The organism is Streptomyces sp. MMBL 11-1, assembly GCF_028622875.1.
Lineage (GTDB): Bacteria > Actinomycetota > Actinomycetes > Streptomycetales > Streptomycetaceae > Streptomyces.
This window is the reverse complement of sequence record NZ_CP117709.1, coordinates 3,242,576-3,266,378: the sequence shown is the minus strand read 5'-3', so window position 1 is coordinate 3,266,378 and position 23,803 is coordinate 3,242,576. Positions and strand designations below refer to the sequence as shown.

Here is a 23,803-nt window from a genome sequence, read left to right as displayed (position 1 = left end):
GGCTCCGGGGCCCGCTCAGCGCAGGACGCCCTCCAGGAAGTCGCTGCCGAGCCGGGCGACGACCGTCAGGTCCAGCTGGTGCAGGACGTAGCGGCCGCGGCGGCGCGTCGTGACCAGCCCGGCCTTCTTGAGCACGGAGAGGTGGCGGGAGACCTCGGGGGAGGTGATGCCGTTGGAGTCGGCCAGCTCGCCGGTGGTGTACGGGGAGCGGGCCAGGTTGCGGCAGAGCCGCATCCGCATCGGGTGGGCCAGCGCCTCCAGGCGCAGCTGGAGCAGCTCCACCGAGGCGGGCGCCGGCAGGTCGGGCAGGTGGACCGGGTAGTGGATCACCGGCCGCCAGCCCGGGGCGTGCAGCACCATCAGATGCGGCCAGCCGAAGCTCGTCGGGATGAGCGTCAGGCCCCGGCCGACGCCCGGGTCGAGGGCGGTGGTCCGGCCCTCGGACAGTTTGTCGACGTTGATCCGGCCCGCGTCCTCGTCCAGCGTCACGGCGGACGACACCGCCCCGACCGCGTCGGCCAGCCCCTTGCGCCGCAGCAGCTCCGTCTTGTGCCGGGCGTCGGCGACCAGCTGGACGGAGACCCGGCGCCAGGTGTCGGCGAAGAACGCCTGGTCGCAGTCCTCGAAGAGCCGCCGGACCCAGCCGCGTACGGAGGCGGGGTCGGCGAGCAGCCGCCGGGTGAAGTCCATCTGCTGCGGGCCGCGCGCCGCCGCCAGGTCCAGGGCGCGGCCCCGCATCCCCGCGTCGCTCAGCGGGGACGGCGCCCCGGCCCCGTAGTGGCTGGCGCAGGTGAACTCCAGGGCGGCGGCGACGAACCGCTCGTCGTCCAGCTTGTCCAGCAGGTCCAGGTCCTCGGCGAGCGTCGCCCCGGTCCTGCCGTCGCCGCCCCGGATCCCGGAGAACGGCATGAACACATCGGAGAAGGTGTTCCGCCAGAGGAACTCCGCCTCCAGCAGCCGGTCCGCGAGGTCGGGCTCCAGGGCCGTCGCGGTCGCGGTGGCCCAGCCGTGCAGCCCCGGATGGTGTCCGGGCTCGGAGAGCGCGTGCAGGGCGAGGCCCAGCTCGGCCAGGGGAGAGGTCGCGAAAACCACGCGGTCGGCGGGCAGGCCCGCGATGTCTATGTGCACGCTCACCCCTCCATAGTGGGGGTACGCGGACGGGCCGTCGTGCCATTTGACGGGGGCCGTCAATCAACGCGCGGCGCCGCTGTGACCTGCGCAGGCTGGGCCGTATGAACGTCACCCAGCAGTACCTGTTCGACCTCCACCGCGCGGCCCGCCTGTCGCGCCCCGCGCCCCCGGCCCCGGGCCGCCACGACCGCTCGGTCCTGCGCGACCTGTACCGGCACCGGCCGTCCCGCCCGCCGACGCGCCGGTCCGGCGATCCGGGAGGGCCCGGCACAGCCGGCGGGCCCGGCACGCCCAGCCCGTCCGGCGTCCGAGGGCGGAGCCCCGAGGCGGGCCCGGCCACGGGGCAAAGCCGTAAGACCTGACCCCGAGGCGGGCCCGGCCACGGGGCAAAGCCGTAAGGCCTGACCCCGGGGCGGGCCCGGCACACGGGGCAAAGCCGTAAGGCCTGACCCCGAGGCGGGTCCGGCACACGGGGCAAAGCCGTAAGGCCTGACCCCGAGGCGGGCCCGGCCACGGGCAAGGCCATGAGGCCACCCAGCCCCCCCGGGCCCTACTCCAGGTACCCCACGAACCCCGCCACCGCGTCGCGCACGTCCTCGGCCGACCACTCAAGACCCGCCCCCGCCACCGTCACCTCGGTGCACGAGACCCCGGGCGGCAGCCCCGCCCCGCCCGCCCCCGCGAACCAGCGCCGGAACAGCGTCACGCCCGTCTCCTCGGCCTGCCGCACCGACGCCTCGTCCAGCACCTCGGCCCCGTACGGCAGCCAGACCTGGAACTGATGCGTGTGCGGCGGCTCCGGACGCACCCGGAACCACGGCACCCCCGACGCCGCGAACCCCTCCGCCAGCGCCCCGGCCACCACCTTCGCGTGGGCGACGTACGACGGCAGGCGCGGCAGCTCCCGCTCCAGGCCCAGCAGCGCGGACAGCGCCGCCGGATACTGCTGGAAGAGCTGGCCCCCGTACCGGTGGCGCCACACGCGCGCCTCCTCCACCAGGGTCTCCGGGCCCGCCAGCACCGCGCCCGACAGCCCGTCCAGGGACTTGTAGAACGACACGTACACGCTGTCGGCGAGGGCGGCGATCTCCGACAGCCCGCGCCCGAAGTGCGGGCCGCACTCCCACAGCCGCGCCCCGTCGAAGTGGACCACGGCGTCCCGCTCCCGGGCCGCCTCCACCACCGCCGTCAGCTCCTCCCAGGACGGCAGCACGAACCCGGCGTCCCGCAACGGCAGCTCCAGCATCAGCGTCCCGAACGGCTCGGGGAACCCCCGGACCTCCTCGGCGTCCGGCAGCCTCGGCTCCGACGTCGGATGCACCGTGCGCAGCCCGCTCACCGCGCCCAGCGCCCCGCCCTCGTGCAGCTCCGGGTGGGACAGGGGGTGCAGCGCCACCGTCGCGTCGCCGGTACGCCCCGCCCAGCAGCGCAGCGCGATCTGCTGGGCCATCGTCCCGGTCGGGAAGAACGCCGCCGCCTCCATGCCCAGCAGCCCGGCCACCCGCCGCTCCAGCTCGGCGACGACCCCGCCCCCGTACACATCGGTCCAGTCCTGCGGATCGTGTACGGAGGCGGCGCCGGCGGCCAGCACCGCCAGCCGCTCGCCCAGCGTGCCGTCCGCGCCCACCCGGGCCAGCGTCCGCCGCGACGCCCGCCACGCGCTCAGCCTGCGCCGCCGCCGCTCCTGCTCATCCATGGTCACCATGGGACGATCATCACCCGGGCCGCCGACCGCGCGCCCGCCGATCTCCGCCCTCCCGGAGTCAGGGCCGACTTCCGCCCGGAAAGTTATCCACAGGCTGTGGGCGGCCGGAGGGCTTCGCCGAAACGCTGGCGTAGCATGCAGAGAAATCGTCCGGTACCCCCCGCGGACTGGAACGGAAGGCCATCGCCCCGTGAACGCATCAGTTTCGAAGGACCCCCTCGACGCGAGGGACCGCCCCGCCCGGCTCACGGTCGGCGTCGTCGGCGCGGGCCGGGTCGGGCCCGCCCTCGCCGCCGCCCTCCAGCTCGCCGGGCACCGCCCGGTCGCCGTGTCGGGCGTCTCCGACGCCTCCCGGCGCCGCGCCGCCGAGCTGCTCCCCGGCGTGCCCCTGGTGGAGCCCGCCGAGGTGCTGGCCCGCGCGGAGCTGGTGCTGCTGACGGTCCCCGACGACGTGCTGCCCACGCTGGTCGAGGGCCTCGCCGAGACCGGTGCCGTACGCCCCGGTCAGCTGCTCGTCCACACCTCCGGGCGGTACGGGGCGCGGGTGCTGGATCCCGCGCTGCGGGCCGGGGCCCTGCCGCTCGCGCTGCACCCCGCGATGACGTTCACCGGCACCGCCGTCGACGTCCAGAGGCTCGCGGGCTGCTCCTTCGGCGTCACCGCCCCCGAGGAGCTGCGGCTCGCCGCCGAGGCCCTGGTCATCGAGATGGGCGGCGAGCCCGAGTGGATCGCCGAGGAGTCCCGCCCGCTCTACCACGCGGCCCTCGCGCTCGGCGCGAACCACCTGGTCACCCTGGTCGCCCAGTCGACGGAGCTGCTGGCCAAGGCCGGAGTCACCGCCCCGGACCGGATGCTCGGCCCGCTGCTCGGCGCGGCCCTGGACAACGCCCTGCGCTCCGGCGACGCCGCGCTGACCGGCCCGGTCGCCCGGGGGGACGCGAACACGGTCGCCGCCCACATCGGCGAACTGCGCGAGCACGCCCCGCAGACGGTGGCCGGATACATCGCGATGGCCCGTGCCACGGCCGACCGGGCCCTCGCCCACGGCCTGCTCAAGGCCGAGCTGGCCGAGGACCTCCTCGTCGTCCTGGCCGACCAGGAGCGCCGCCCCGGCTCCCCCGGACCGGGGGAGACCCGATGACGCGCACGGACCGGCCCGCCCTCCTGCGCACCGCCGCCGAGCTCGACGCGCTGCCCCGCCCCGCCGGGGCCGAGCGGGCCGTCGTCATGACGATGGGCGCTCTCCACGAGGGCCACGCCGCCCTGGTCCGCGCCGCACGCGAAGCCGCGGGTGCGGACGGCCAGGTCGTGGTCACCGTCTTCGTGAACCCGCTGCAGTTCGGCGAGGCCGCCGACCTGGACCGCTATCCGCGCACCCTGGACGCCGACCTGGAGATCGCCGCGGCGGCGGGGGCCGACGCGGTCTTCGCCCCCGGTGTGGACGAGGTCTACCCCGGCGGCGAACCCCAGGTCCGGATCACCGCGGGACCCATGGGCGAGCGGCTCGAAGGCGCGGCCCGCCCCGGGCACTTCGACGGGATGCTCACCGTCGTCGCCAAGCTCCTCCACCTCACCCGCCCCGACGAGGCGTTCTACGGGCAGAAGGACGCCCAGCAGCTCGCCCTGATCCGCCGCATGGTCCGCGACCTGAACTTCGGCGTCCGCGTCACCGGTGTCCCCACCGTCCGGGACGCGGACGGCCTCGCGCTCTCCAGCCGCAACCGCTTCCTGACCGCCGAGGAGCGGCGGACCGCGCTCGCCCTGCCCCGCGCCCTGTTCGCGGCCCGCGACCGGCTCGCCGCCCAGCAGGCCCTGCACGAGCGGGCCCGGGCCACCGCACCCGGCGGCGACCGGGCCACCGGGCTCAACAGGCTCGGCGAGGCCCGGGCCGCCGCCGACGCCCAGGCCGTGGCCCTGGTCCGGCCGGGCGGGGCGCCCGCCGCCGTCCGGGCCGCCGCGTGGACCGTGCTGGACGAGGCCGCCGCCCGGGGCCGGCTGCCGCTCGACATCGACTACCTGGCTCTGGTGGACCCGGCGGACTTCACCGAGATCCCGGACGACCGCGAGAACGGGGAGGCGATCCTCGCCGTCGCGGCCCGGGTCGGGGACACCCGCCTCATCGACAACATCCCCCTCACCTTCGGAGCCCTGACGTGACCGGAATACGGCTGACCGCCCCCGCCCCCGGCTGGGCCATCGACGCGGACGTCGTGGTGGTCGGCTCCGGCGTCGCCGGGCTCACCACGGCGCTGCGCTGCGCCGCCGCCGGCCTGGACACCGTCGTCGTCACCAAGGCCCGCCTCGACGACGGATCGACCCGCTGGGCCCAGGGCGGCATCGCCGCCGCACTCGGCGAGGGCGACACCCCCGAGCAGCACCTCGACGACACCCTCGTCGCGGGCGCGGGCCTCTGCGACGAGGAGGCCGTGCGGACCCTGGTCACCGAGGGCCCCGACGCCGTACGCCGGCTGATCGACACCGGCGCGCACTTCGACACCACCGACAGCGGCGACATCGCGCTGACCCGCGAGGGCGGCCACCACCGCCGCCGCATCGCGCACGCGGGCGGCGACGCGACCGGCGCGGAGATCTCCCGCGCCCTGGTCGGGGCGGTCCGCGAGGCCGCCCTGCACACCATCGAGAACGCCCTGGTCCTGGACCTGCTCACGGACGCCGAAGGCCGTACGGCGGGCGTCTCGCTGCACGTCATGGGCGAGGGCCAGCACGACGGCGTCGGCGCGGTCCGGGCCCCCTCGGTCGTCCTGGCCACCGGCGGCATGGGCCAGGTCTTCTCCGCCACCACCAATCCCCCCGTCTCCACCGGCGACGGGGTGGCGCTCGCGCTGCGCGCCGGGGCGGAGGTCTCCGACCTGGAGTTCGTCCAGTTCCACCCGACCGTCCTGTTCCTCGGCGCGGACTCCGAGGGCCAGCAGCCGCTGGTCTCCGAGGCCGTACGGGGCGAGGGGGCGCATCTCGTCGACGGCGACGGCGTCCGCTTCATGCTCGGCCGGCACGAGCTGGCCGAGCTGGCCCCCCGCGACATCGTCGCCAAGGCCATCACCCGCCGGATGCACGAACACGGCGCCGAGCACATGTATCTGGACGCCCGGCACTTCGGGGCGGCCATGTGGGAGCAGCGCTTCCCCACCATCCTGGCCGCCTGCCGGTCCCACGGCATCGACCCGGTGACCGAGCCGGTCCCGGTCGCCCCGGCCGCGCACTACGCCTCCGGCGGCGTCCGCACCGACCTGCGCGGCCGCACCACCGTCCCCGGCCTGTACGCCTGCGGCGAGGTCGCCTGCACCGGGGTGCACGGGGCCAACCGCCTCGCGTCCAACTCCCTCCTGGAGGGCCTGGTCTTCGCCGAGCGCATCGCCGCCGACATCGCCGAGGCCCGCCCGCCCCGCAACGAACCGGCGGACGCTCCCGGGGCCGCGGGCGACACCGCGACCGACCCGCTCCTGGCCCCCGAGGCCCGTACGGCGATCCAGCGCACCATGACCCGGGGCGCCGGAGTCCTGCGTTCCGCCGACAGCCTGGCCGCCGCCGCCGAGGAGCTGGAGGCCCTGCACCGCGACGCCGCCGCCGACGGGCCCGCCGGCCCCAAGGCGGTCGTCCCCGGGGTCGACGCCTGGGAGGCCACCAACCTGCTCCTGGTCTCCCGGGTCCTGGTCGCCGCCGCGCGGGAACGCGAGGAGACCCGCGGCTGCCACTGGCGCGAGGACCGGCCCGACCGCGACGACGCCCACGGCCGCCGCCACCTGGTCGTCCGTATCGCGCCGGACCGCACCCCGGTCGTCCACCGCACGGAGACCGCCGCATTCCCGCCCGTACGCCCGTCGGATTGAGCAGACTGCTGGGAGCAGCCGCGCCGCCGGACACCACAGGACCACCGGACACCACAGGGCGGCACCGGCACCGGCAGCAGCAGAAGCACCCGCCCGCCCCGCACCACCCGCCACGCCCCCGAGGAGCCGTCACCGTGAGCACGCCCGAAGAGAATCCGCGCCCCACACCCGTGGACGTACCGCTGATCAGCGTCGGCGCGCCCGCATCGTCCGCACCGGCGGAAGGCGGCTGCGGCGACGCCTGCGGCTGCGGCGGTGACGACGGGATCGACCCCGAAGCCCTGGAGTGCGGCCTGGATCCCGCGCTCGCCCTGCTGCTGGCCCGGGCGGGGCTCGACCCCGTCCAGGTCGAGGACGTCGCCCATGTGGCGATCGAGGAGGACCTCGACGGCGGGGTGGACGTCACGACCGTGGCGACCGTCCCCGAGGACGCCGTGGTCACCGGTGACTTCACCGCCCGCGAGGCGGGCGTGGTCGCCGGGCTCCGGGTCGCCGAGGCGGTCCTGTCGATCGTCTGCTCCGAGGCGTTCGAGGTCGAGCGGCACGTCGAGGACGGCGACCGGGTCGCCCCCGGCCAGAAGCTGCTGACCGTCACCACCCGCACCCGCGACCTGCTGACCGGCGAGCGCAGCGCGCTGAACCTGCTCTGCCGCCTCTCGGGCATCGCGACCGCCACCCGCGCCTGGGCGGACGTGCTGGAGGGCAGCAGGGCCAGGGTCCGCGACACCCGCAAGACGACGGCGGGCCTGCGCGCCCTGGAGAAGTACGCGGTGCGCTGCGGCGGCGGCGTCAACCACCGGATGTCGCTCTCCGACGCGGCCCTGGTCAAGGACAACCACGTGATCGCCGCGGGCGGCGTCGCCGAGGCCTTCAAGCGGGTCCGCGCCGCGTTCCCCGAGCTGCCCATCGAGGTCGAGGTGGACACGATGGACCAGGTCCGCGAGGTGCTGGACGCGGGCGTCGACCTGATCCTGCTGGACAACTTCACCCCGGCCGAGACCGCCGAGGCCGTCGCCCTGGTCGACGGCCGGGCGGTCCTGGAGTCCTCCGGCCGCCTCACCCTCGACTCGGCCCGCGCCTACGCGGACGCGGGCGTCGACTACCTCGCGGTCGGGGCGCTCACCCACTCCTCGCCGATCCTCGACATCGGCCTGGACTTCCGCGACGCCGACGCCACCGACGGGGCCGACGCCTGATGCTGCTCACCATCGACGTCGGCAACACGCACACGGTCCTCGGCCTCTTCGACGGCGAGGAGATCGTCGAGCACTGGCGGATCTCCACGGACGCCCGCCGCACCGCCGACGAGCTGGCCGTCCTGCTCCAGGGCCTGATGGGCATGCACCCGCTGCTCGGCATGGAGCTGGGCGACGGCATCGAGGGCATCGCGATCTGCGCCACCGTCCCCTCGGTCCTGCACGAGCTGCGCGAGGTCACCCGCCGGTACTACGGCGACGTCCCCGCCGTCCTGGTCGAGCCCGGCGTCAAGACGGGCGTGCCGATCCTGATGGACAACCCCAAGGAGGTCGGCGCGGACCGCATCATCAACGCGGTCGCCGCCGTCGAGCTGTACGGGGGCCCGGCGATCGTCGTCGACTTCGGCACCGCCACCACCTTCGACGCGGTCTCCCCGCGCGGCGAGTACGCGGGCGGGGTGATCGCCCCCGGCATCGAGATCTCCGTCGAGGCCCTCGGCGTCAAGGGCGCCCAGCTCCGCAAGATCGAGCTGGCCCGGCCGCGCAGCGTGATCGGCAAGAACACCGTGGAGGCCATGCAGTCCGGCATCGTCTACGGCTTCGCGGGCCAGGTCGACGGGGTGGTGGCCCGGATGAAGAAGGAGCTGGCCGCCGACCCGGACGACGTCACCGTCATCGCGACGGGCGGCCTTGCTCCGATGGTGTTGGGGGAGTCCTCGGCCATCGACGAGCACGAGCCGTGGCTGACGCTCATCGGGCTGCGCCTGGTGTACGAGCGGAACGCCTCCCGGTCGTAGCGGGCGTCTCCCGGAACCGGCGGCACCTGCGGCGACGGCCGGGGCGGGGGCCGGGGACACCGTCGGGCTACGCCGCGCCACCGACGACCAGTTAAGAGGATTTTGTCCCTTTAGCACGTATTGTCGCGTTATGCCCACGCCCTACGGTTCACGAGGCGGCATGGCGTTCAGCGCGGACGAGCTGCGGGTGCTCCGACGTGCCCTCGCCATCGCCCTCCACCCCATGCCCCTGTCCGACGAGGACGTCCAGGACTGCCTGCGGCTCGCCGGCTCCGTGGACGAGGCGGCCGGCGAGGCGGGTCGGCTGCGAGCGTTCCTCCTCGCCGACCTCGCCCGCTACCGCAACGCCCTCCCCGGCTCCGCCACCGGCTACCTGGAGCTGCTCCAGGACGCCCTGGCGGCCGGATACGACCCCCGCCCGGACGATCTGGCCGCCCTGCGCGCCCTGCGCGGAGGGCGGCTCGCGGCGGCCCTGCTGGAGCGCTGCCAGACGCTCGCCGAGCGCTCCGTACGGGCCCGGCTCGCCGGCCGCTCCGCCGGGCTCACGGCTCCCGGGCCCCGCAGCCGGCTGCTCGCCCTGCCCGGTGGCCGTGCCGCCGGCCGGGAACCGGACCGGCCCGGGGGGCCGGCCGTCCCGGACCGCCCGCGGCAGCCCGGCGACCGCCCGATGCCCAAACCCTCCGAGGTCTTCCCGCCGCGTCGCAGGCCCGCGCCACCGTCCCCGTCCGAGGAGCGGGCGGCCGGCTGACCCCCGACAGCGCCGGCCCGACGCGGCGGCCTTCCACCGGGAGGTCGCCGCGTCGGGCCGTCCCGGGCTCGTTACTCTGGACGGCATGGACTACGTATCCGCGCTCGTGCCCCCCGTGGTGATGGCCGTCTTCTTCATCGCCCTGATCGTGATCATCGTCAAGAGCCAGGGCGGTCCGAACAAGACCAAGGAGGACGGCGCGGTGGACGCGGCGCTCGCCCGCGCGGAATCCGTGAAGCAGACCGCTCATCCGGAGAATGTCTGATCGCGGCAGCGGTCCGCCCGCCCCGCGTCTCCCCGCAGCGCGCCCCCGGAGCGCACGACTCATCAGAGCCGTGCGCTCTTTTGCTGTGTAGATACCAGAACATCAGGGACATCTGGCACTAAAGTGATCCCGTGCCCCGCCAATTGGGAGACCTCGAAGACGCCGTGATGACACGCGTCTGGCAATGGAACCGACCGGTCACGGTGCGGGAAGTCCTTGAGGACCTTCAGCAGGAACGGTCCATCGCCTACACGACCGTGATGACGGTTATGGACAATCTCCATCAGAAGGGCTGGGTGCGCAGGGAAGTCGACGGCCGGGCCTATCGATATACGGCCGTCTCCACCAGGGCCGCCTACTCGGCCGCACTGATGAACGAAGCCTGGTCACGCAGTGACAACCCCGCCGCCGCGCTTGTCGCGTTCTTCGGCATGATGTCCGCCGAACAGCGCGAAGCGCTGCAGGACGCTGTTCGCATGGTTTCCCCCAACCTCGCCGAAACCTCCGGCGGCCCCGCGGAACCGACCGCCGACGCCGCCGGAGATGACCCCCCGGCCGATGGCGCGACGCCGGAGAGCGGGCGATAGCGTCGGGGCATGTCCCCAGAGCAGCCGCAAAGCGATCCGGATACCGAACTCCATACCGACCCGTCGGTAAATAAGCCCGCCATCACCGTCCGGCGGGCCAGGACGAGTGATGTCGCCGCCGTGCGACGACTCCTCGACGGGTACGTGTCCGGGGGCATCCTGCTCGACAAAGCGACCGTCACCCTTTACGAGGACATCCAGGAGTTCTGGGTCGCGGAACGCGACGAGGACGCGACGGTCATCGGCTGCGGCGCACTTCATGTCATGTGGGAAGACCTGGCGGAAGTGCGGACCCTGGCGGTCGATCCCCGCCTCAAGGGCGCGGGGGTCGGGCATCACGTACTGGACAAGCTCTTGCGGACCGCGCGATGGCTCGGTGTCCGCAGGGTTTTCTGTCTCACCTTCGAAGTGGACTTCTTCGCGAAGCACGGCTTCGTCGAGATCGGAGAGACGCCCGTCGACACCGATGTCTACAGTGAGCTGCTGCGTTCCTACGACGAGGGCGTCGCGGAGTTCCTCGGTCTCGAACGAGTGAAGCCGAACACCTTGGGCAACAGCCGGATGCTTCTGCACCTGTGACTGCAGAAGGACCTGCAACCCTATGTCCGAATCGCGCACGTTTCCCGGCTTCTCGGGCCGCTGAACCTCTCCAGAGGGTTTGTGTTTTCGAGGGAAAAGCGGTTTCCTTTCCGCGTACTCCATTTTCGATGAAAGGAAATCCCGTGGCACAGAAGGTTCAGGTCCTTCTTGTCGATGACCTCGACGGCGTCGAGGCCGATGAGACCGTCACGTTCGCTCTTGACGGCAAGACGTACGAGATCGACCTCACCACGGCCAACGCGGACAAGCTTCGCGGCCTTCTCGAGCCCTACACCAAGGGCGGACGTCGCACCGGTGGCCGTGCCGCCACGGGCCGTGGCAAGGGCCGCGCCGTGACCGGCGGTAACAAGGACACCGCGGAAATCCGCCGGTGGGCGCGGGAGAACGGCCACAACGTGAATGACCGCGGCCGCGTTCCCGCCGAGATCCGCGAGGCTTACGAGAAGGCCAACGGCTGATCCGCTCCACCCCTTGCCGGCGCCCCGGAACGGGCGCGTGACAACCGGACCCGATGGCATTCGGTGGCCGCGGCGTCCACCAGGCGTACGAGATCGGGGGCATCCCCACCGCTGCTCCCGAAGCCCGCGAGGGCCGGCAGCCCCGGCCCGGGCACACGCCTCGGCTCTGGGGGCCGCAGCCACACAGCGGCCCCCGGCGAGTCCCCCGGGGCGCCCGGGAGAGGCGGGGCCGTGACATGGCCCCCCGCGCCCACGGCGGTCAGGTCCAGCGCGACCGGGCCCCACTCCAGCCAGTCGAGCAGCCCCGGCAGCTCATCGGCGCCGCCCGCGGCGACCAGCAGCCCCATCCGCGTACCCGACAGCAGCACGGGACCGGTGCGCACACCGCGCCGCAGGACGGCGTGACCGGCCTCGGCGGGCAGCTCCAGAACGTCGAAGAGCGCCCCGGTGAGCAGTCGCAGCGGAGTCCGTCCCGCGGTGGTCCAGCCCAGCTCCCTCGCGTACCGCCGGGCGAGTGCGGCATCGGCGGAACCCGGGGCGGCATCGGGTGACGATCGGGGCTGAGGGACGGTGGGGGTCATGCCCGATGAACCGCCGAACCACCGCCGGAGTTACGCAGGGTCCGGAAGCGATCACGTTCCGTCCTTGCGGGGAGGGCGCGCGAGAGCGTTCAGCGGCGCAAGGATGTTCGCCCGTAGCGGAGGGAACCGGGGCGCGCCGCATGGACTGTCAGTGATTGCGGGTAAGACTTTCCTAGTGGGAAGGGGCGACACGCTCGCCGAGGCGTCTCACGTTCGCCATCGGCGTACTGGCGACAGGGGTATCTGCCTGGCCTGCGGGAACATCGTCTCGCACCATCGGGTTGGAGCAGTTGTCAGCTGTTCGGCAGTAAGAAACCCCGCCCGGCGCGGGGTGATCCGGACGGATGTCGGCAGTTGGAATGAGCTGTCCCGTCCTGCGGGACTAGCATGCGGAAGGACTGGGAGGGGACCGACCCCTCACTGACCGACCGCTCTGAGGAGCGATTAACGATGTTCGAGAGGTTCACCGACCGCGCGCGGCGGGTTGTCGTCCTGGCTCAGGAAGAAGCCCGGATGCTCAACCACAACTACATCGGCACCGAGCACATCCTCCTGGGCCTGATCCATGAGGGTGAGGGTGTCGCCGCTAAGGCCCTGGAGAGCCTCGGGATTTCGCTCGAGGCGGTCCGCCAGCAGGTGGAGGAGATCATCGGGCAGGGGCAGCAGGCTCCTTCCGGGCACATCCCCTTCACGCCGCGAGCCAAGAAGGTCCTGGAGCTGTCGCTCCGCGAGGCTCTTCAGCTGGGCCACAACTACATCGGCACCGAGCACATCCTGCTCGGCCTGATCCGCGAGGGCGAGGGCGTCGCCGCCCAGGTCCTCGTGAAGCTGGGCGCCGACCTGAACCGGGTCCGGCAGCAGGTCATCCAGCTGCTTTCCGGGTATTCGGGCGGCAAGGAGGCGGCCACCGCAGGCGGTCCCGCCGAGGGCACCCCCTCCACGTCCCTGGTGCTCGACCAGTTCGGCCGGAATCTCACCCAGGCCGCTCGTGAGTCCAAGCTCGACCCGGTCATCGGGCGCGAGAAGGAGATCGAGCGGGTCATGCAGGTGCTGTCCCGCCGGACCAAGAACAACCCGGTCCTCATCGGCGAGCCCGGCGTCGGCAAGACGGCGGTCGTCGAGGGCCTGGCCCAGGCGATCGTCAAGGGCGAGGTGCCCGAGACCCTCAAGGACAAGCACCTCTACACCCTGGACCTCGGCGCCCTGGTCGCCGGCTCCCGGTACCGGGGTGACTTCGAGGAGCGTCTGAAGAAGGTCCTCAAGGAGATCCGCACCCGCGGCGACATCATCCTGTTCATCGACGAGCTCCACACGCTGGTCGGTGCGGGTGCCGCGGAGGGCGCCATCGACGCGGCTTCGATCCTGAAGCCCATGCTGGCGCGCGGTGAGCTCCAGACCATCGGCGCCACCACGCTCGACGAGTACCGCAAGCACCTGGAGAAGGACGCCGCTCTCGAGCGCCGCTTCCAGCCCATCCAGGTCGCGGAGCCGTCGCTGCCGCACACCATCGAGATCCTCAAGGGCCTGCGCGACCGTTACGAGGCCCACCACCGGGTCTCCATCACGGACGAGGCGCTGGTCCAGGCCGCGACCCTGGCCGACCGGTACATCTCGGACCGCTTCCTGCCGGACAAGGCGATCGACCTGATCGACGAGGCCGGATCGCGCATGCGTATCCGCCGGATGACCGCGCCGCCGGACCTCCGCGAGTTCGACGAGAAGATCGCGGGCGTCCGCCGCGACAAGGAGTCGGCCATCGACTCCCAGGACTTCGAGAAGGCGGCTTCCCTCCGTGACAAGGAGAAGCAGCTGCTGGCGGCGAAGGCCAAGCGGGAGAAGGAGTGGAAGGCCGGCGACATGGATGTCGTCGCCGAGGTCGACGGCGAGCTGATCGCCGAGGTCCTGGCCACGGCCACCGGAATCCCGGTCTTCAAGCTGACGGAGGAGGAGTCCTCCCGTCTGCTGCGCATGGAGGACGAGCTCCACAAGCGCGTCATCGGGCAGAAGGACGCCATCAAGGCCCTTTCGCAGGCGATCCGCCGTACGCGAGCTGGTCTGAAGGACCCGAAGCGCCCCGGTGGCTCGTTCATCTTCGCCGGCCCGTCCGGTGTCGGTAAGACCGAGCTCTCCAAGACGCTCGCCGAATTCCTCTTCGGCGACGAGGACGCGCTGATCTCCCTCGACATGTCGGAGTTCAGCGAGAAGCACACGGTCTCGCGTCTCTTCGGCTCGCCCCCCGGCTACGTGGGCTACGAGGAGGGCGGCCAGCTCACCGAGAAGGTCCGTCGCAAGCCGTTCTCCGTCGTCCTCTTCGACGAGGTCGAGAAGGCCCACCCCGATATCTTCAATTCCCTGCTCCAGATTCTGGAGGACGGTCGCCTGACCGACTCCCAGGGCCGGGTCGTGGACTTCAAGAACACGGTCATCATCATGACGACCAACCTCGGGACCCGGGACATCTCGAAGGGCTTCAACCTGGGCTTCGCCGCCCAGGGCGACGTCAAGACGAACTACGAGCGGATGAAGACCAAGGTCAACGAAGAGCTGAAGCAGCACTTCCGGCCGGAATTCCTCAACCGTGTCGACGACACGGTCGTCTTCCACCAGCTGACCGAGGAAGACATCATCCAGATCGTCGACCTCATGCTCGCCAAGGTCGACGAGCGTCTCAGGGACCGCGACATGGGCATCGAGCTCAGCGGCGAGGCCAAGACGCTGCTCGCGAAGAAGGGCTACGACCCCGTGATGGGCGCCCGGCCGCTGCGCCGGACGATCCAGCGGCAGATCGAGGACGTCCTCTCCGAGAAGATCCTCTTCGGTGAGCTGCGTCCCGGTCACATCGTGGTCGTGGGCACCGAGGGCGAGGGTGACGACAAGACGTTCACCTTCCGCGGCGAGGAGAAGTCGGCTCTGCCCGACGTCCCGCCGATCGAGCAGGCGGCAGGCGGCGCCGGCCCGAACCTCACGAAGGACGCGTGACGCGCGTGTAGGGCGTGAGCCCGAGCGTGTGTGAAGGGGCTGCCCCGGAACCGGTATCCGTACCGGTCCGGGGCAGCCCCTTTGCGTCAGATACGGATGCGGAGCCGGTCTCCCAGCGCCTCGCCGCCCACCAGACGCGTGCCGACGCGTCTGTAGACGTTCACCCGGAGACCGGTCCAGGAGAGCAGGGGCGTGAGGTCCAGTTCCGCCGTGCCCGCCGGAGCGTTCAGCGTCAGCGTGGTGAGTCCGGGAAAGAGCCGGTGCAGCAGGTCCGCCTGCTCGGCGTCCCGGAACGTATCGATCTCGAGCTCCTTGACCGAGAGGACCGGTTCGAGGGCGGCCGATGCCGGGAAGGGGAACGGCCGGAGCTCGAACAGGGTGATGTGGGGGTTCGCACGGAGTTCCGCCAGCATGTCGCCGAGTGACGCGACCTCCGTGACACGCAGCGCGGTGAGCGACTTCCAGGCCCCGAGCCCCCGCACGGACAGGGGCTGGTCACTGCTGACGCAGAGCTGCGCCAGGCCCGGGAGGACCGGCAGCTCGTCCCACTCGGCCGGGTCGAATCCGGCGACGTTCAGGTAGGTGAGGCCGGGCACGTCCGCCACGGGAGCGAGCAGACCGGCCGATCGATGTACCAGGTCCACCGCGAGATCGGTGAGGGAGGGCAACGCGCCGAGCGGCGTCAGGTCCTCGACCGCGGGACATTGGATGAGACCGAGGTAGCGGAGCGTGTCCGCCTGGGAGCCCACCAGGGAGACGTCCGCGAACAGGGAGTTCGCGTGGAGACGCAGACGCCTCAGACGGGTCCCGGCCAGGGCGGGGCGCACCTCCTCATCGGTCAGATCACCGAACAGGACGAGTTGTTCCACGGACGGCAGGTGGGGCAGGGCGTCGAGTCGGCCCCGGTCGACGAGCACGAAGCGTTTCGAGAGGTCGTGACGGGCGAGGACCTCACGGGCGTAGGCCTCCGGTGGAAAGGTGCTCCACAGGGCGGCGCAGTCGCTGAACAGCGCGGGGTGCGCGGTGAGCCACGCGCGGACGTGCCGGATGGCCTCGGCGCCGCCGATGTGGCGGAGCAGGCGGAATACGTGATGGGCGCCCGGGCTGTCCGCCGGCACGCTCTCCGGGTCCGGCAGGTGGTCCAGGGCCGCCGCCCCGAGCCGGGACAGGACGGCCGCCTGGTCCGCGTCGGCGGGCGGGAAAAGCGCCGCCGTACTGTGGTGGACCCGGTCCCGTACCGCGCCGTCCAGCCAGGTCGCGTGTTGCTCGCACAGCGCCGCGAGGACATGGAGGGTGCTCCGCTCGACGGAGACCTCCGCTTGCTTCAGCCCCGCGTCCAGCAACCCGTCCACCAGCAGCGCGAGTTCGCGCCTGCCGCAATGCCCCGCCGCCAGCAGGATCACGTCCTGCCAGGACTCCTCGTCCGCGTGCCGCAGCAGCTCGTTGAGGTGCTCGTCCTCGACGAGTTCCTTCGCGGCCAGGTAGTCCTGGAAGGTGCGGTGGATGAACTGGTAGGTGTCGTCGGTGCGTTCCTGAAGCAGACCGCTGCGGTTGAGCAGGTGGGTCAGGATCCTCTCCGGCGGGCCCTGGGCCCGCACCCGTTCCATCCCCGCCAGCGCACGGCCGAGTTGGCGCAGCGCCTGCTCGCGGGTGAACTCCGACTGGCCCTCCCGGACCAGCCACACCGCGATCCGCTGGAGGAGCTGGGTGGATTCCTCGACGTCCAGCTCGATGCCCTCCGGTTCACCGATCCGGCGGCGGCGGTCGCGGTGGCCCAGCAGCATCTCCAGCGCCGAGCGGTACAGCTGCCAGCGGGTCTCCGGGAGGAATCCGTCGCGGCTGCGGTGCAGGGCGCAGACCACCGCGCAGAGCAACGGCGTACGGGCCAGGTCCCGGAGCGTGGCGTTCTGGTCGAACTGGCGGGACAGGCCGTGCTCGAGTTCGTCCAGCCGGGCGCGGTCGTCCGGCTCCGACAGCAGGGCGGCCCGGTGCCAGGAGGCCACGAACGCCTGGATGTCCTCGTTCCGCATCGGCAGCAGACGTAACTCCGCGAAGCCTTCGGAGCGCAGCCAGTCCGGCTCGACGGCGAGCGGGCGTACGGTCGCGACGCACCGGGTGTCCGGGTAGCGGGCCAGCAGCTGCGCGAGCCAGGTGTGCGCCTGCTCGCGGTCCTCCGGCGGCACCTCGTCCAGGCCGTCCACCAGCAGGAGCGCCCGCCCGGACTCCAGGACCCGGCCCGCCCAGCCCTCCGGGGCCGCGTCGATCACCAGACCCGCCGCACCCGACAGCTCCGCCGGGCCCGGGAACGTACCGCCGCGGGCGCGCAGCGTGCGCAGGGGCACCACGAAGGGGATCAGGCCGTTCAGCGGGGCCAGCGCGTCGGCCAGGGTCCGGGCCGAGGCGTGGGCGGCCAGCCACCACAGCAGCGTCGTCTTGCCGGCGCCCGCCTCGCCGCGCAGCAGGACCCGGGGCCGGTCGGCGAGGAGGGCGTCGACGCGCTGGGGGAGGGGCGGGGCGTGGGCGGCGGGCGGGCCGGGAACGGCGCGGTCCTGCGCCTGGGCCTCCAGGCTGAGGTAGGCGGTGTCCAGGTCCCACTCGGCGTCGTGCCGGCTCAGCTCGTCCAGGCCGAAGATCTTCGTACGGCGGTAGGCGACGCCGAGCGCCTGCGCGTACTCCGCCTCGTAGCGCAGGTCGCGCGGGAAGCTGCCGTGGACGCGTTCCTGGCGCAGGTCGATTCCGGTCCGCCGGTAGACGAGGCGGAAGGGTCTGGCCGCCAGGACGGGGGCGAGCGGGACGCACTCGACCCGGCGGCCGTCGCGCTGCCGCGGGACCTGCCGGGCGACGCCCAGGAGCACGTCCCCCATGAAGACGGGGCCGCCGGAGAGCCCGGACAGCGCGGCCGGCTGGTCGTCCGGGTGCGGGGCGGGCGGCCCGTCCAGATCGCAGACCAGCAGGTCGCGGACCCGGCCCGCCAGGGGCAGCACCGTCGCCGTGTACTGGTCCGCCTCCAGACGCTGGTCGCGGCCGTAGCGCTGGACGCGCGGGAAGCCGGTGATCTCGCACCCCGGTATCGCCTGGCGGGTGTCGACCACGCCGAGCCGTACGGGAGGAACGGGCCACACCGGCTCGATGGCCTGGAGGAGCGCCACGTCCAGGCGGTAGTCGATCCAGGCGACGGTGGCCCGTACGCGGTCCGGGAGGGCGGGGTGGGCGATCAGGACGGCCCCGGACTTGACCACATGGGCGCAGGTCAGGACCAGCCGGTCGGTGAGCAGCACGCCGCTGCCCTGCTGGATTCCGGAGACGACCACCGTGCGGTCGCCCGGCGCCACCGTGCTCACGGCCGCGCCGCCCCGTCACCGAACCCCGCCGTCGACCCGTCGTCCTCCGTCCCGATCTCCCACGCCTCGCCCGTCGCGGCGTTGCGCGGGGTCAGGGTGAAGGCCACCTTGTGCGTGCGGCCCGTGGCGCGGGCCGCGTCCGCGCCCGCCTCGACCACCCAGGCCTTCACCTTGCCGCCCGCCTTGGCCTCCCGGCGCAGTTCGAGGGTGAACTCCATCTGGATGTCGCCGACCGCGAAGGAGACCGGGTGGTCCGTGGCCCGGGTCGCCGCTTCGATGAGCTGGTCGCGGATGGACGCGACGGCATCGGCGAGCTCGATGCCGTCCAGCGCGTGGGTGTTCTCGGCCGTCATGGGGTCCCCCGGGGGTGCGATGCCGCTTTCCCGTCAGCGTAGTGAAGCAGCGGGCCGAAGGTCCCGAATCGGACGGACCTGGGTCCCACCGGCGGTGACAAGGCGCACAGGCCGAAACAGGCCTACTACCCGGGCTAGGGGAGGGGGCCGTGATCGGCCGCGGGACCTAAGGCCCTGCGGCTGCGGGTCGTTCCGAGGCCATGGGCGATACGGCCCTTTCGCGGTGCCATGTCCGGAAAAGCGCCCATGGAGCAGGCGTTAAACGTCTTCCGTCCGAAGGATTTCGCGGCCCGGGCCGGCTCCTCCGCCGGGGGCAAGCGCGATGAATTCCCCCGGCCCCCTCTACGGCTTTTCTTCGTAGATGGGGTGTTTGAGCACCGGCGGGGGTGCGGGTTACCAAGGTGGAGCAAGCCCGGACAGCACGCCGGGTCCACTCACCTTCGGAGGACTTCCTCGTATGAAGCGCGCAACGAACCAGCACTCCATCCGCCCGTCCGCCTTCCGCGTCCGTGGCGCCGTCCTGGCCGCCGGCCTGGGGGCGTCCGTGGTGCTGGGTGCCGGATCGGCGTTCGCGTCCAGCGGCGGTGAAGCCGCTGCCGCTCCCCTCGCCGCCGCCGCGGCCGCCGACTCGGTCGCCCAGCAGGCGACCGCGCAGGGCAAGGCCGCCGAGGCAGCCAAGAAGGCGTCCGCGAAGAAGGCCTCCGACGCGAAGAAGAAGGCCGAGGACAAGAAGAAGGCCGCGAAGAAGAACGCCGCCTCCTGGAAGTCCCCGGTCAAGAAGTACACGCTGAGCGCCAGCTACGGCACCGGCGGCGCCCGCTGGGCCGCCAAGCACTCCGGCCAGGACTTCGCCGTGCCGGTCGGCACCGACGTCGTGGCTGTCCACAAGGGCACCGTCGTGAAGGCCGGCCCGAACGGCGCCGGCGACGGCCCCGCGTACGGCAACGCCGTCGTGGTCAAGCACGCCAACGGCAAGTACTCGCAGTACGCGCACCTGTCGAAGGTCAACGTGAAGGTCGGCCAGACCGTGAAGACGGGCCAGAAGATCGCCCTGTCCGGCAACACCGGAAACTCCAGCGGCCCGCACCTGCACTTCGAGATCCGCACCACCCCGAACTACGGCTCGGCGCTGAACCCGGCCGCGTTCCTCCGCTCGGTGCACGTCTCCATCTGATCCACCGGACACCCCCTGACCGCGCGGTCCCGCCGTAACCCGGCAGTGGCCGGAGCATGGCAGCGGCCGGAGCCCGGCAGCCGCGCGGCACAACCGAAGAGCGTTCAGTGGACCCGCTACACCCCGGTACCCGGGGCGTGCGCCCGGGTCACCCGACCGACGGCGACGTCGAGGACAGCCTCACGGCTCACTCCTCGGGGTCGCCGTCGGCGTTGCCCCGCCCGGCAGGCCCTCGGCTCACTCCGACGTGTGCCGCTGGTCCACCATCCGCAGCACCGGGAAGCTCCCGGTGACCGTCGGCGCGTGCTCCGGCAGCCACAGCACCGCGATCGCCCCGCCCGTGCCCTCCGCCGCGCCCGAGGGCGCCGCGTTGCGGAAGGTCAGCCGGGCCCCCAGCACCCTCGCCTGGCCCGCCGCGATCGTCAGGCCGAGACCGTGCCCGTGCCCGGCCCGGTCCATGCTTCCGGTACGGAACCGGCTCGGCCCGTCCCGCAGCAGCTCCTCCGGGAACCCCGGACCGTGGTCCCGGACCCGCACCACCCGGCCCTCGACCGTGACCTCCACCGGGGTCGAGCCGTGCTTGGCCGCGTTCCCCAGCAGATTGCCGAGGATGCGCTCCAGCCGGCGCGGATCGGTGGAGACCCACGACTCGTGCACCACCCGCACGGTCACCTCGGGGTTCAGCAGCCCGATCCGACGGCTGACGAACTCGCCGAGCGGCAGCTCCTGGAGCTCCGCCCGCTCCGAGGCGCTGTCCAGGCGGGCCACCTCCAGCACGTCCTCGACCAGCGTCCGCATCGCCTGCGCCCGGTCCCGTACCAGCTCGGTGGGGCGGCCCGGCGGCAGCAGCTCGGCCGCCGTGAGCAGCCCGGTCACCGGCGTACGCAGCTCATGGGCGATGTCCGCGGTGACCCGGCGCTCCGCCTCGATCCGCTCGTTCAGCGCGTCGGTCAGCGCGTCGACCGCCCGCGCCAGTTCGTCGGTCTCGTCGCGGACGACCCCGCCGACGGCCTCCCTGACCCGCACATCCGTCTGCCCCTCGGCGACCCGGCCCGCTGCTGCCGCCGCCTTGCGCAGCCGGCGCGAGAGCTGGCCGCCGATGAGGACCCCGAGCGCGCAGCCGCCGAAGACCACCGAGACCGAGCCGATGAGCAGGGCCCGGTCCAGATCGTCCATGATCGTGGCGGAGCGGTCCGCGAACCGGGAGTGCAGCGAGAGCACGTCCCCGCCCGCCAGGGGTACCGCCGCCCAGACCTCGGGGACCCCGTCGGGGCGCTGCGTCACATGGGTGGCCCGCCGGTTCTTGCGGACCTCGTCGCGCAGGCTCGGCGGGATCGTCGGGTCGTTGAGCTTCGCCCCGAACTTCGGCCCGCCCTTCTGCATGTTCGTCGCCTCGTAGAAGCGTTGGGCGCCCAGCAGCCGCTCCAGCTGCACCTCGCGGGCGTTCTCGATCATCGAGACGCGGGCCGCGTTGTGCACCACGAGGCTCAGCGCCACCGCGACGAGCGCGCCGACCGCCGCGATGGCGATGCTGATCTTCCAGCGGACTCCGGTCCGCAGGGCCAGTCGCTTCACGCGCGTCCCACCGGCCGATCCGTCCTCGCGGGCCGCCTCATCCGCGCAGCTTGTAGCCGAAGCCGCGGACCGTGTCGATCCGGTCCTGCCCGATCTTGGTGCGCAGCCGCTGGACGTGGACGTCCACGACCCGGGTGTCGCCGCCCCAGCCGTAGTCCCAGACCCGCTCCAGGAGCTTGTCGCGGGACAGGACGGTGCCCGGCGCGGACGAGAACTCCAGCAGCAGCCGCATCTCGGTGGGCGTCAGCGCCACCTGCTCACCGGCGCGCCGCACCTCCATACCGTCCGTGTCGACCTCGAGATCGCCGAAGACCAGCACCCCGCCGAACGCCTCGGCGTCCCCGTCCGCCCCGCCCTGGCCCGGCCCGTCCGGCCCGGCCGCGTGACCGAAGCGGCGCAGCACCGCCCGGATGCGGGCGACCAGGACCGCGCCGTCGAAGGGTTTGGTGACGTAGTCGTCCGCCCCGGCCTCCAGGCCCAGCACCACATCGATCGAGTCGGCCCGCGCGGAGAGCATGATCACCGGGACGGTCGACTCGTCCCGGATACGGCGGCACAGGCTCACCCCGTCCAGGCCCGGCACCATCACGTCGAGCAGGGCGATGTCCGGCCGGTCGGCCCGGAACGCCTCCAGACCGGAGAGTCCGTCGGGCATCGCGGTGACCGTGAAGCCGACCCGCTCCAGAGCCAGCTGGGTGGCCTCGCGGATGACGTCGTCGTCCTCGACGAAGAGGACGTGGGTCTCGGCCATGGGGCTGCTTCTCGCTTTCGGTTCCTGCCCGGTTCCACCGGCACGGCTTCGTTCCTGCCCCGGATCCACCGGTACGACGTCGTTCCTGTCCTGTTCCACCGGTCGACGTCGTTCCTGTCCGGTCTCAATTCCTGCCCTGCTCCACCGGCGTGTCCGACGGAACCGGTTCCACCGGCTCCACCGGCTCGGACTGCACCGGCAGATCGCCGTCCGTGCCCTCGACGGCACGGCTGAAGTCGTTGTGCACCCGGTCGTGCTCGGTGAACCGGTCGCTCGCCCAACGGTAGGTGACCACCTCCGAGCCCGACGGGTACGCCAGCGGATCCTTCGACCCGTAGACCTGGGTCGTCACCACCAGGTCGCCCCGGTCGATCGTTCCGTAGACGGCGGGGACCTCGGCCACGAAGACGTTCTCGTACGAGCCGTCGTCGTCCGCCCGGTACACGTACGTTCCGACGCCCACCGAGTCGGCGCAGCTCATCACGTTGACCACCACGTCGGCGGTCCGGCCGCCCGTCATCGACCCGTAGGAGGTGTCGACCGGATAGGCCTTGCCCGCGCAGGGCTTGAGCCCGTCCCTGACCTGCTCGCCCACCTTGGGGTCGCCCTTGAGGAGCCGCACGGCGTCGACCCGCCTGACGGGCGGGGTCGTGCCGGAAGGGCTGGCATGGGGGGTGATCTGGGCGACCGGCTGACTGCCGGCGGGGCCCTCGTCCCGGGTGCCGGTGCCGCCGGTGGTGCAGCCGACGCCGAACAGCCCGAAGGCGACGAGTCCGGCCAAGGCCGTGCCACTCGCCGCCATACCGCTCCGGAGCCCCCGGCCCCGGCCTGATCTGCCCGGGGCGTCCCCGTCGTCCGAGCCCCCGGAACCCCTCGGGGAGCGGCCGCTCAAGGAGGGATCACTTGAGGCAGGGCCGCTCCCGGAAGGGCCGCCCGGGGACACGTCCCCGAAGCCGCCCCCGCCGCCGCTGCTGCCGCTCAGGCCGCGCACCGCTCCATCCCCCGCTCGTCGTGACGCCCGTTCCGCTGCGCCGGTGTGTGTGCCCTCGCCCCCGGCACCGTCGTCACGGGCGACCGCTGTGCGGGGACACGGGTGGAGGTGGCCGGCGCCGCGCCCCGGTGGCTCCCGGTCTCCCGGGCGACCGCCTCGCGGCTGACCAGCTCACGGCTCTCCAGCTCCTGGCGCAGTCGTGCCAGGGCCCGGTGCAGCGTGCTCTTGACCGTACCGGCCGACATGCCGAGCGCCGCGGCCGTCTCCTCCGTGCTCATCTGCTCCCAGTGTCGCAGCACGACGACGCTGCGCTGCTTGGGAGCCAGAATGCCCAGGATGTCCATCAGCAGGGCGCGGTCGGCGTGCTGCTCGCTGCCGTCCTCGACACTCGCGTCGGGCAGCTGCTCGGTCGGGACCTCTTCGAGCTTGCGCGCCCGCCACCACTCCGTACGGGTGTTGATCATGACGCGGCGCAGATAGGCGTCGGCCAGGGACTTGTCGGCGATGCCGTCCCAGCGGCCGTAGGTGCGCGCCAGGGCGGTCTGCAGCAGGTCCTGGGCATCCACCGGGTCGGGAACCAGACGGCGCGCGCTGCGCAGCAGCGCCTCCTGTCGTGTGCGTACGTAGTCCTCGAACGCGAGCACCTCGCCCTGCGCCATGACAACCGCCTCCGTCCCCGAAATCCCCGTGCCGCTGCCGGGCCGCGGGTGTTCCGCGGTCCGG

Annotated in this window: 22 protein-coding genes; 13 read left to right on the top strand and 9 right to left on the bottom strand. The window is 72.6% G+C overall.

Annotated features, from left to right (window positions below; translation table 11 throughout):
* Positions 1-15: 15 nt before the first annotated feature.
* The gene (locus PSQ21_RS14040) at positions 16-1,128 is read right to left on the bottom strand and encodes a DUF5937 family protein (RefSeq protein WP_274035763.1); all 1,113 of its coding nucleotides are present in this window, start codon (positions 1,126-1,128) and stop codon (positions 16-18) included.
* A gap of 104 nt (positions 1,129-1,232) precedes the next feature.
* On the opposite strand from PSQ21_RS14040, the gene PSQ21_RS14035 reads away from it, so the two are divergent.
* Positions 1,233-1,493 (top strand): hypothetical protein, encoded by a 261-nt coding sequence (locus PSQ21_RS14035; protein ID WP_274030840.1) that lies wholly within the window; start codon positions 1,233-1,235, stop codon positions 1,491-1,493.
* A gap of 188 nt (positions 1,494-1,681) precedes the next feature.
* On the opposite strand, the gene PSQ21_RS14030 is transcribed toward PSQ21_RS14035, so the two are convergent.
* Positions 1,682-2,836, bottom strand: coding sequence for a threonine aldolase family protein (locus PSQ21_RS14030; protein WP_274030839.1), 1,155 nt, complete (start codon positions 2,834-2,836; stop codon positions 1,682-1,684).
* A gap of 190 nt (positions 2,837-3,026) precedes the next feature.
* Between PSQ21_RS14030 and PSQ21_RS14025 the strand changes: the two genes are divergently transcribed.
* The 10 genes from PSQ21_RS14025 to PSQ21_RS13980 all read left to right on the top strand — a co-directional run bounded on the left by PSQ21_RS14025 (position 3,027) and on the right by PSQ21_RS13980 (position 11,335).
* Positions 3,027-3,977 (top strand): Rossmann-like and DUF2520 domain-containing protein, encoded by a 951-nt coding sequence (locus PSQ21_RS14025; RefSeq protein ID WP_274030838.1) that lies wholly within the window; start codon positions 3,027-3,029, stop codon positions 3,975-3,977.
* Positions 3,974-4,993: a pantoate--beta-alanine ligase gene (gene panC, locus PSQ21_RS14020; protein WP_274030837.1), complete on the top strand. Its 1,020-nt coding sequence runs from the start codon at positions 3,974-3,976 to the stop codon at positions 4,991-4,993. The genes PSQ21_RS14025 and panC overlap by 4 nt, the downstream gene beginning before the upstream one ends.
* Positions 4,990-6,684 carry an L-aspartate oxidase gene (locus PSQ21_RS14015; RefSeq protein ID WP_274030836.1) on the top strand — a complete coding sequence of 565 codons (1,695 nt, stop codon included), beginning with the start codon at positions 4,990-4,992 and terminating at the stop codon, positions 6,682-6,684. The genes panC and PSQ21_RS14015 overlap by 4 nt, the downstream gene beginning before the upstream one ends.
* A gap of 134 nt (positions 6,685-6,818) precedes the next feature.
* Entirely contained in the window at positions 6,819-7,880 is a 1,062-nt protein-coding gene (gene nadC / locus PSQ21_RS14010) for a carboxylating nicotinate-nucleotide diphosphorylase (protein ID WP_274030835.1), read from the top strand.
* The gene (locus PSQ21_RS14005; protein WP_047177260.1) at positions 7,880-8,677 is read left to right on the top strand and encodes a type III pantothenate kinase; all 798 of its coding nucleotides are present in this window, start codon (positions 7,880-7,882) and stop codon (positions 8,675-8,677) included. Before nadC ends, PSQ21_RS14005 begins: the two co-directional genes overlap by 1 nt.
* A gap of 160 nt (positions 8,678-8,837) precedes the next feature.
* The gene (locus tag PSQ21_RS14000) at positions 8,838-9,425 is read left to right on the top strand and encodes a hypothetical protein (RefSeq protein WP_274035762.1); all 588 of its coding nucleotides are present in this window, start codon (positions 8,838-8,840) and stop codon (positions 9,423-9,425) included.
* 85 nt (positions 9,426-9,510) lie between these two features.
* Positions 9,511-9,690 carry a hypothetical protein gene (locus tag PSQ21_RS13995; protein WP_274030834.1) on the top strand — a complete coding sequence of 60 codons (180 nt, stop codon included), beginning with the start codon at positions 9,511-9,513 and terminating at the stop codon, positions 9,688-9,690.
* Positions 9,691-9,857: 167 nt separating this feature from the next.
* Positions 9,858-10,277: a BlaI/MecI/CopY family transcriptional regulator gene (locus tag PSQ21_RS13990; RefSeq protein WP_397992094.1), complete on the top strand. Its 420-nt coding sequence runs from the start codon at positions 9,858-9,860 to the stop codon at positions 10,275-10,277.
* 9 nt (positions 10,278-10,286) lie between these two features.
* Complete coding sequence (locus PSQ21_RS13985) at positions 10,287-10,856, top strand: amino-acid N-acetyltransferase (RefSeq protein ID WP_274030832.1); 570 nt, start codon at positions 10,287-10,289, stop codon at positions 10,854-10,856.
* Between the two features lie 143 nt (positions 10,857-10,999).
* On the top strand, positions 11,000-11,335 hold the full coding sequence (locus PSQ21_RS13980; protein ID WP_097869371.1) for a histone-like nucleoid-structuring protein Lsr2: 336 nt from the start codon (positions 11,000-11,002) through the stop codon (positions 11,333-11,335).
* Here PSQ21_RS13980 and PSQ21_RS13975 read toward each other — a convergent pair.
* Positions 11,314-11,916 (bottom strand): SCO3374 family protein, encoded by a 603-nt coding sequence (locus PSQ21_RS13975; protein WP_274030831.1) that lies wholly within the window; start codon positions 11,914-11,916, stop codon positions 11,314-11,316. The genes PSQ21_RS13980 and PSQ21_RS13975 overlap by 22 nt on opposite strands.
* 450 nt (positions 11,917-12,366) lie before the next feature.
* Between PSQ21_RS13975 and PSQ21_RS13970 the strand changes: the two genes are divergently transcribed.
* Positions 12,367-14,895: an ATP-dependent Clp protease ATP-binding subunit gene (locus tag PSQ21_RS13970; RefSeq protein WP_274030830.1), complete on the top strand. Its 2,529-nt coding sequence runs from the start codon at positions 12,367-12,369 to the stop codon at positions 14,893-14,895.
* Between the two features lie 86 nt (positions 14,896-14,981).
* Here the strand turns inward: PSQ21_RS13970 and PSQ21_RS13965 are convergent, their stop codons facing one another.
* Positions 14,982-18,227, bottom strand: a complete 3,246-nt coding sequence (locus tag PSQ21_RS13965; protein ID WP_443334421.1) for an NACHT domain-containing protein — start codon at positions 18,225-18,227, stop codon at positions 14,982-14,984.
* 5 nt (positions 18,228-18,232) lie between these two features.
* Positions 18,233-18,589: a trypco2 family protein gene (locus PSQ21_RS13960; RefSeq protein ID WP_274030828.1), complete on the bottom strand. Its 357-nt coding sequence runs from the start codon at positions 18,587-18,589 to the stop codon at positions 18,233-18,235.
* A gap of 457 nt (positions 18,590-19,046) precedes the next feature.
* On the opposite strand from PSQ21_RS13960, the gene PSQ21_RS13955 reads away from it, so the two are divergent.
* Positions 19,047-19,763, top strand: a complete 717-nt coding sequence (locus PSQ21_RS13955) for a M23 family metallopeptidase (RefSeq protein WP_274030827.1) — start codon at positions 19,047-19,049, stop codon at positions 19,761-19,763.
* 237 nt (positions 19,764-20,000) lie between these two features.
* Here the strand turns inward: PSQ21_RS13955 and cseC are convergent, their stop codons facing one another.
* From cseC to PSQ21_RS13935, 4 genes are all read right to left on the bottom strand, one after another.
* Positions 20,001-21,338, bottom strand: a complete 1,338-nt coding sequence (gene cseC / locus PSQ21_RS13950) for a two-component system sensor histidine kinase CseC (protein ID WP_274030826.1) — start codon at positions 21,336-21,338, stop codon at positions 20,001-20,003.
* 37 nt (positions 21,339-21,375) lie between these two features.
* On the bottom strand, positions 21,376-22,089 hold the full coding sequence (cseB, locus tag PSQ21_RS13945) for a two-component system response regulator CseB (protein WP_274030825.1): 714 nt from the start codon (positions 22,087-22,089) through the stop codon (positions 21,376-21,378).
* Positions 22,090-22,213: 124 nt separating this feature from the next.
* The gene (locus PSQ21_RS13940; protein ID WP_274030824.1) at positions 22,214-22,891 is read right to left on the bottom strand and encodes a hypothetical protein; all 678 of its coding nucleotides are present in this window, start codon (positions 22,889-22,891) and stop codon (positions 22,214-22,216) included.
* 176 nt (positions 22,892-23,067) lie between these two features.
* Positions 23,068-23,739, bottom strand: a complete 672-nt coding sequence (locus PSQ21_RS13935) for a SigE family RNA polymerase sigma factor (protein WP_274030823.1) — start codon at positions 23,737-23,739, stop codon at positions 23,068-23,070.
* Positions 23,740-23,803 lie beyond the last annotated feature (64 nt).

Bases quoted from the DNA above. Each gene is read 5' to 3' on its own strand.
- PSQ21_RS13940 (WP_274030824.1), bottom strand. From the start codon at position 22,891: ATGGCGGCGAGTGGCACGGCCTTGGCCGGACTCGTCGCCTTCGGGCTG.
- PSQ21_RS13935 (WP_274030823.1), bottom strand. From the start codon at position 23,739: ATGGCGCAGGGCGAGGTGCTCGCGTTCGAGGACTACGTACGCACACGA.
- PSQ21_RS14030 (WP_274030839.1), bottom strand. From the start codon at position 2,836: ATGGTGACCATGGATGAGCAGGAGCGGCGGCGGCGCAGGCTGAGCGCG.
- PSQ21_RS14035 (WP_274030840.1), top strand. From the start codon at position 1,233: ATGAACGTCACCCAGCAGTACCTGTTCGACCTCCACCGCGCGGCCCGC.
- cseB (WP_274030825.1), bottom strand. From the start codon at position 22,089: ATGGCCGAGACCCACGTCCTCTTCGTCGAGGACGACGACGTCATCCGC.
- PSQ21_RS13995 (WP_274030834.1), top strand. From the start codon at position 9,511: ATGGACTACGTATCCGCGCTCGTGCCCCCCGTGGTGATGGCCGTCTTC.
- PSQ21_RS13955 (WP_274030827.1), top strand. From the start codon at position 19,047: ATGAAGCGCGCAACGAACCAGCACTCCATCCGCCCGTCCGCCTTCCGC.
- PSQ21_RS13960 (WP_274030828.1), bottom strand. From the start codon at position 18,589: ATGACGGCCGAGAACACCCACGCGCTGGACGGCATCGAGCTCGCCGAT.
- PSQ21_RS13985 (WP_274030832.1), top strand. From the start codon at position 10,287: ATGTCCCCAGAGCAGCCGCAAAGCGATCCGGATACCGAACTCCATACC.
- panC (WP_274030837.1), top strand. From the start codon at position 3,974: ATGACGCGCACGGACCGGCCCGCCCTCCTGCGCACCGCCGCCGAGCTC.
- PSQ21_RS13990 (WP_397992094.1), top strand. From the start codon at position 9,858: ATGACACGCGTCTGGCAATGGAACCGACCGGTCACGGTGCGGGAAGTC.
- PSQ21_RS14005 (WP_047177260.1), top strand. From the start codon at position 7,880: ATGCTGCTCACCATCGACGTCGGCAACACGCACACGGTCCTCGGCCTC.
- PSQ21_RS13970 (WP_274030830.1), top strand. From the start codon at position 12,367: ATGTTCGAGAGGTTCACCGACCGCGCGCGGCGGGTTGTCGTCCTGGCT.
- PSQ21_RS13975 (WP_274030831.1), bottom strand. From the start codon at position 11,916: ATGACCCCCACCGTCCCTCAGCCCCGATCGTCACCCGATGCCGCCCCG.
- PSQ21_RS14000 (WP_274035762.1), top strand. From the start codon at position 8,838: ATGGCGTTCAGCGCGGACGAGCTGCGGGTGCTCCGACGTGCCCTCGCC.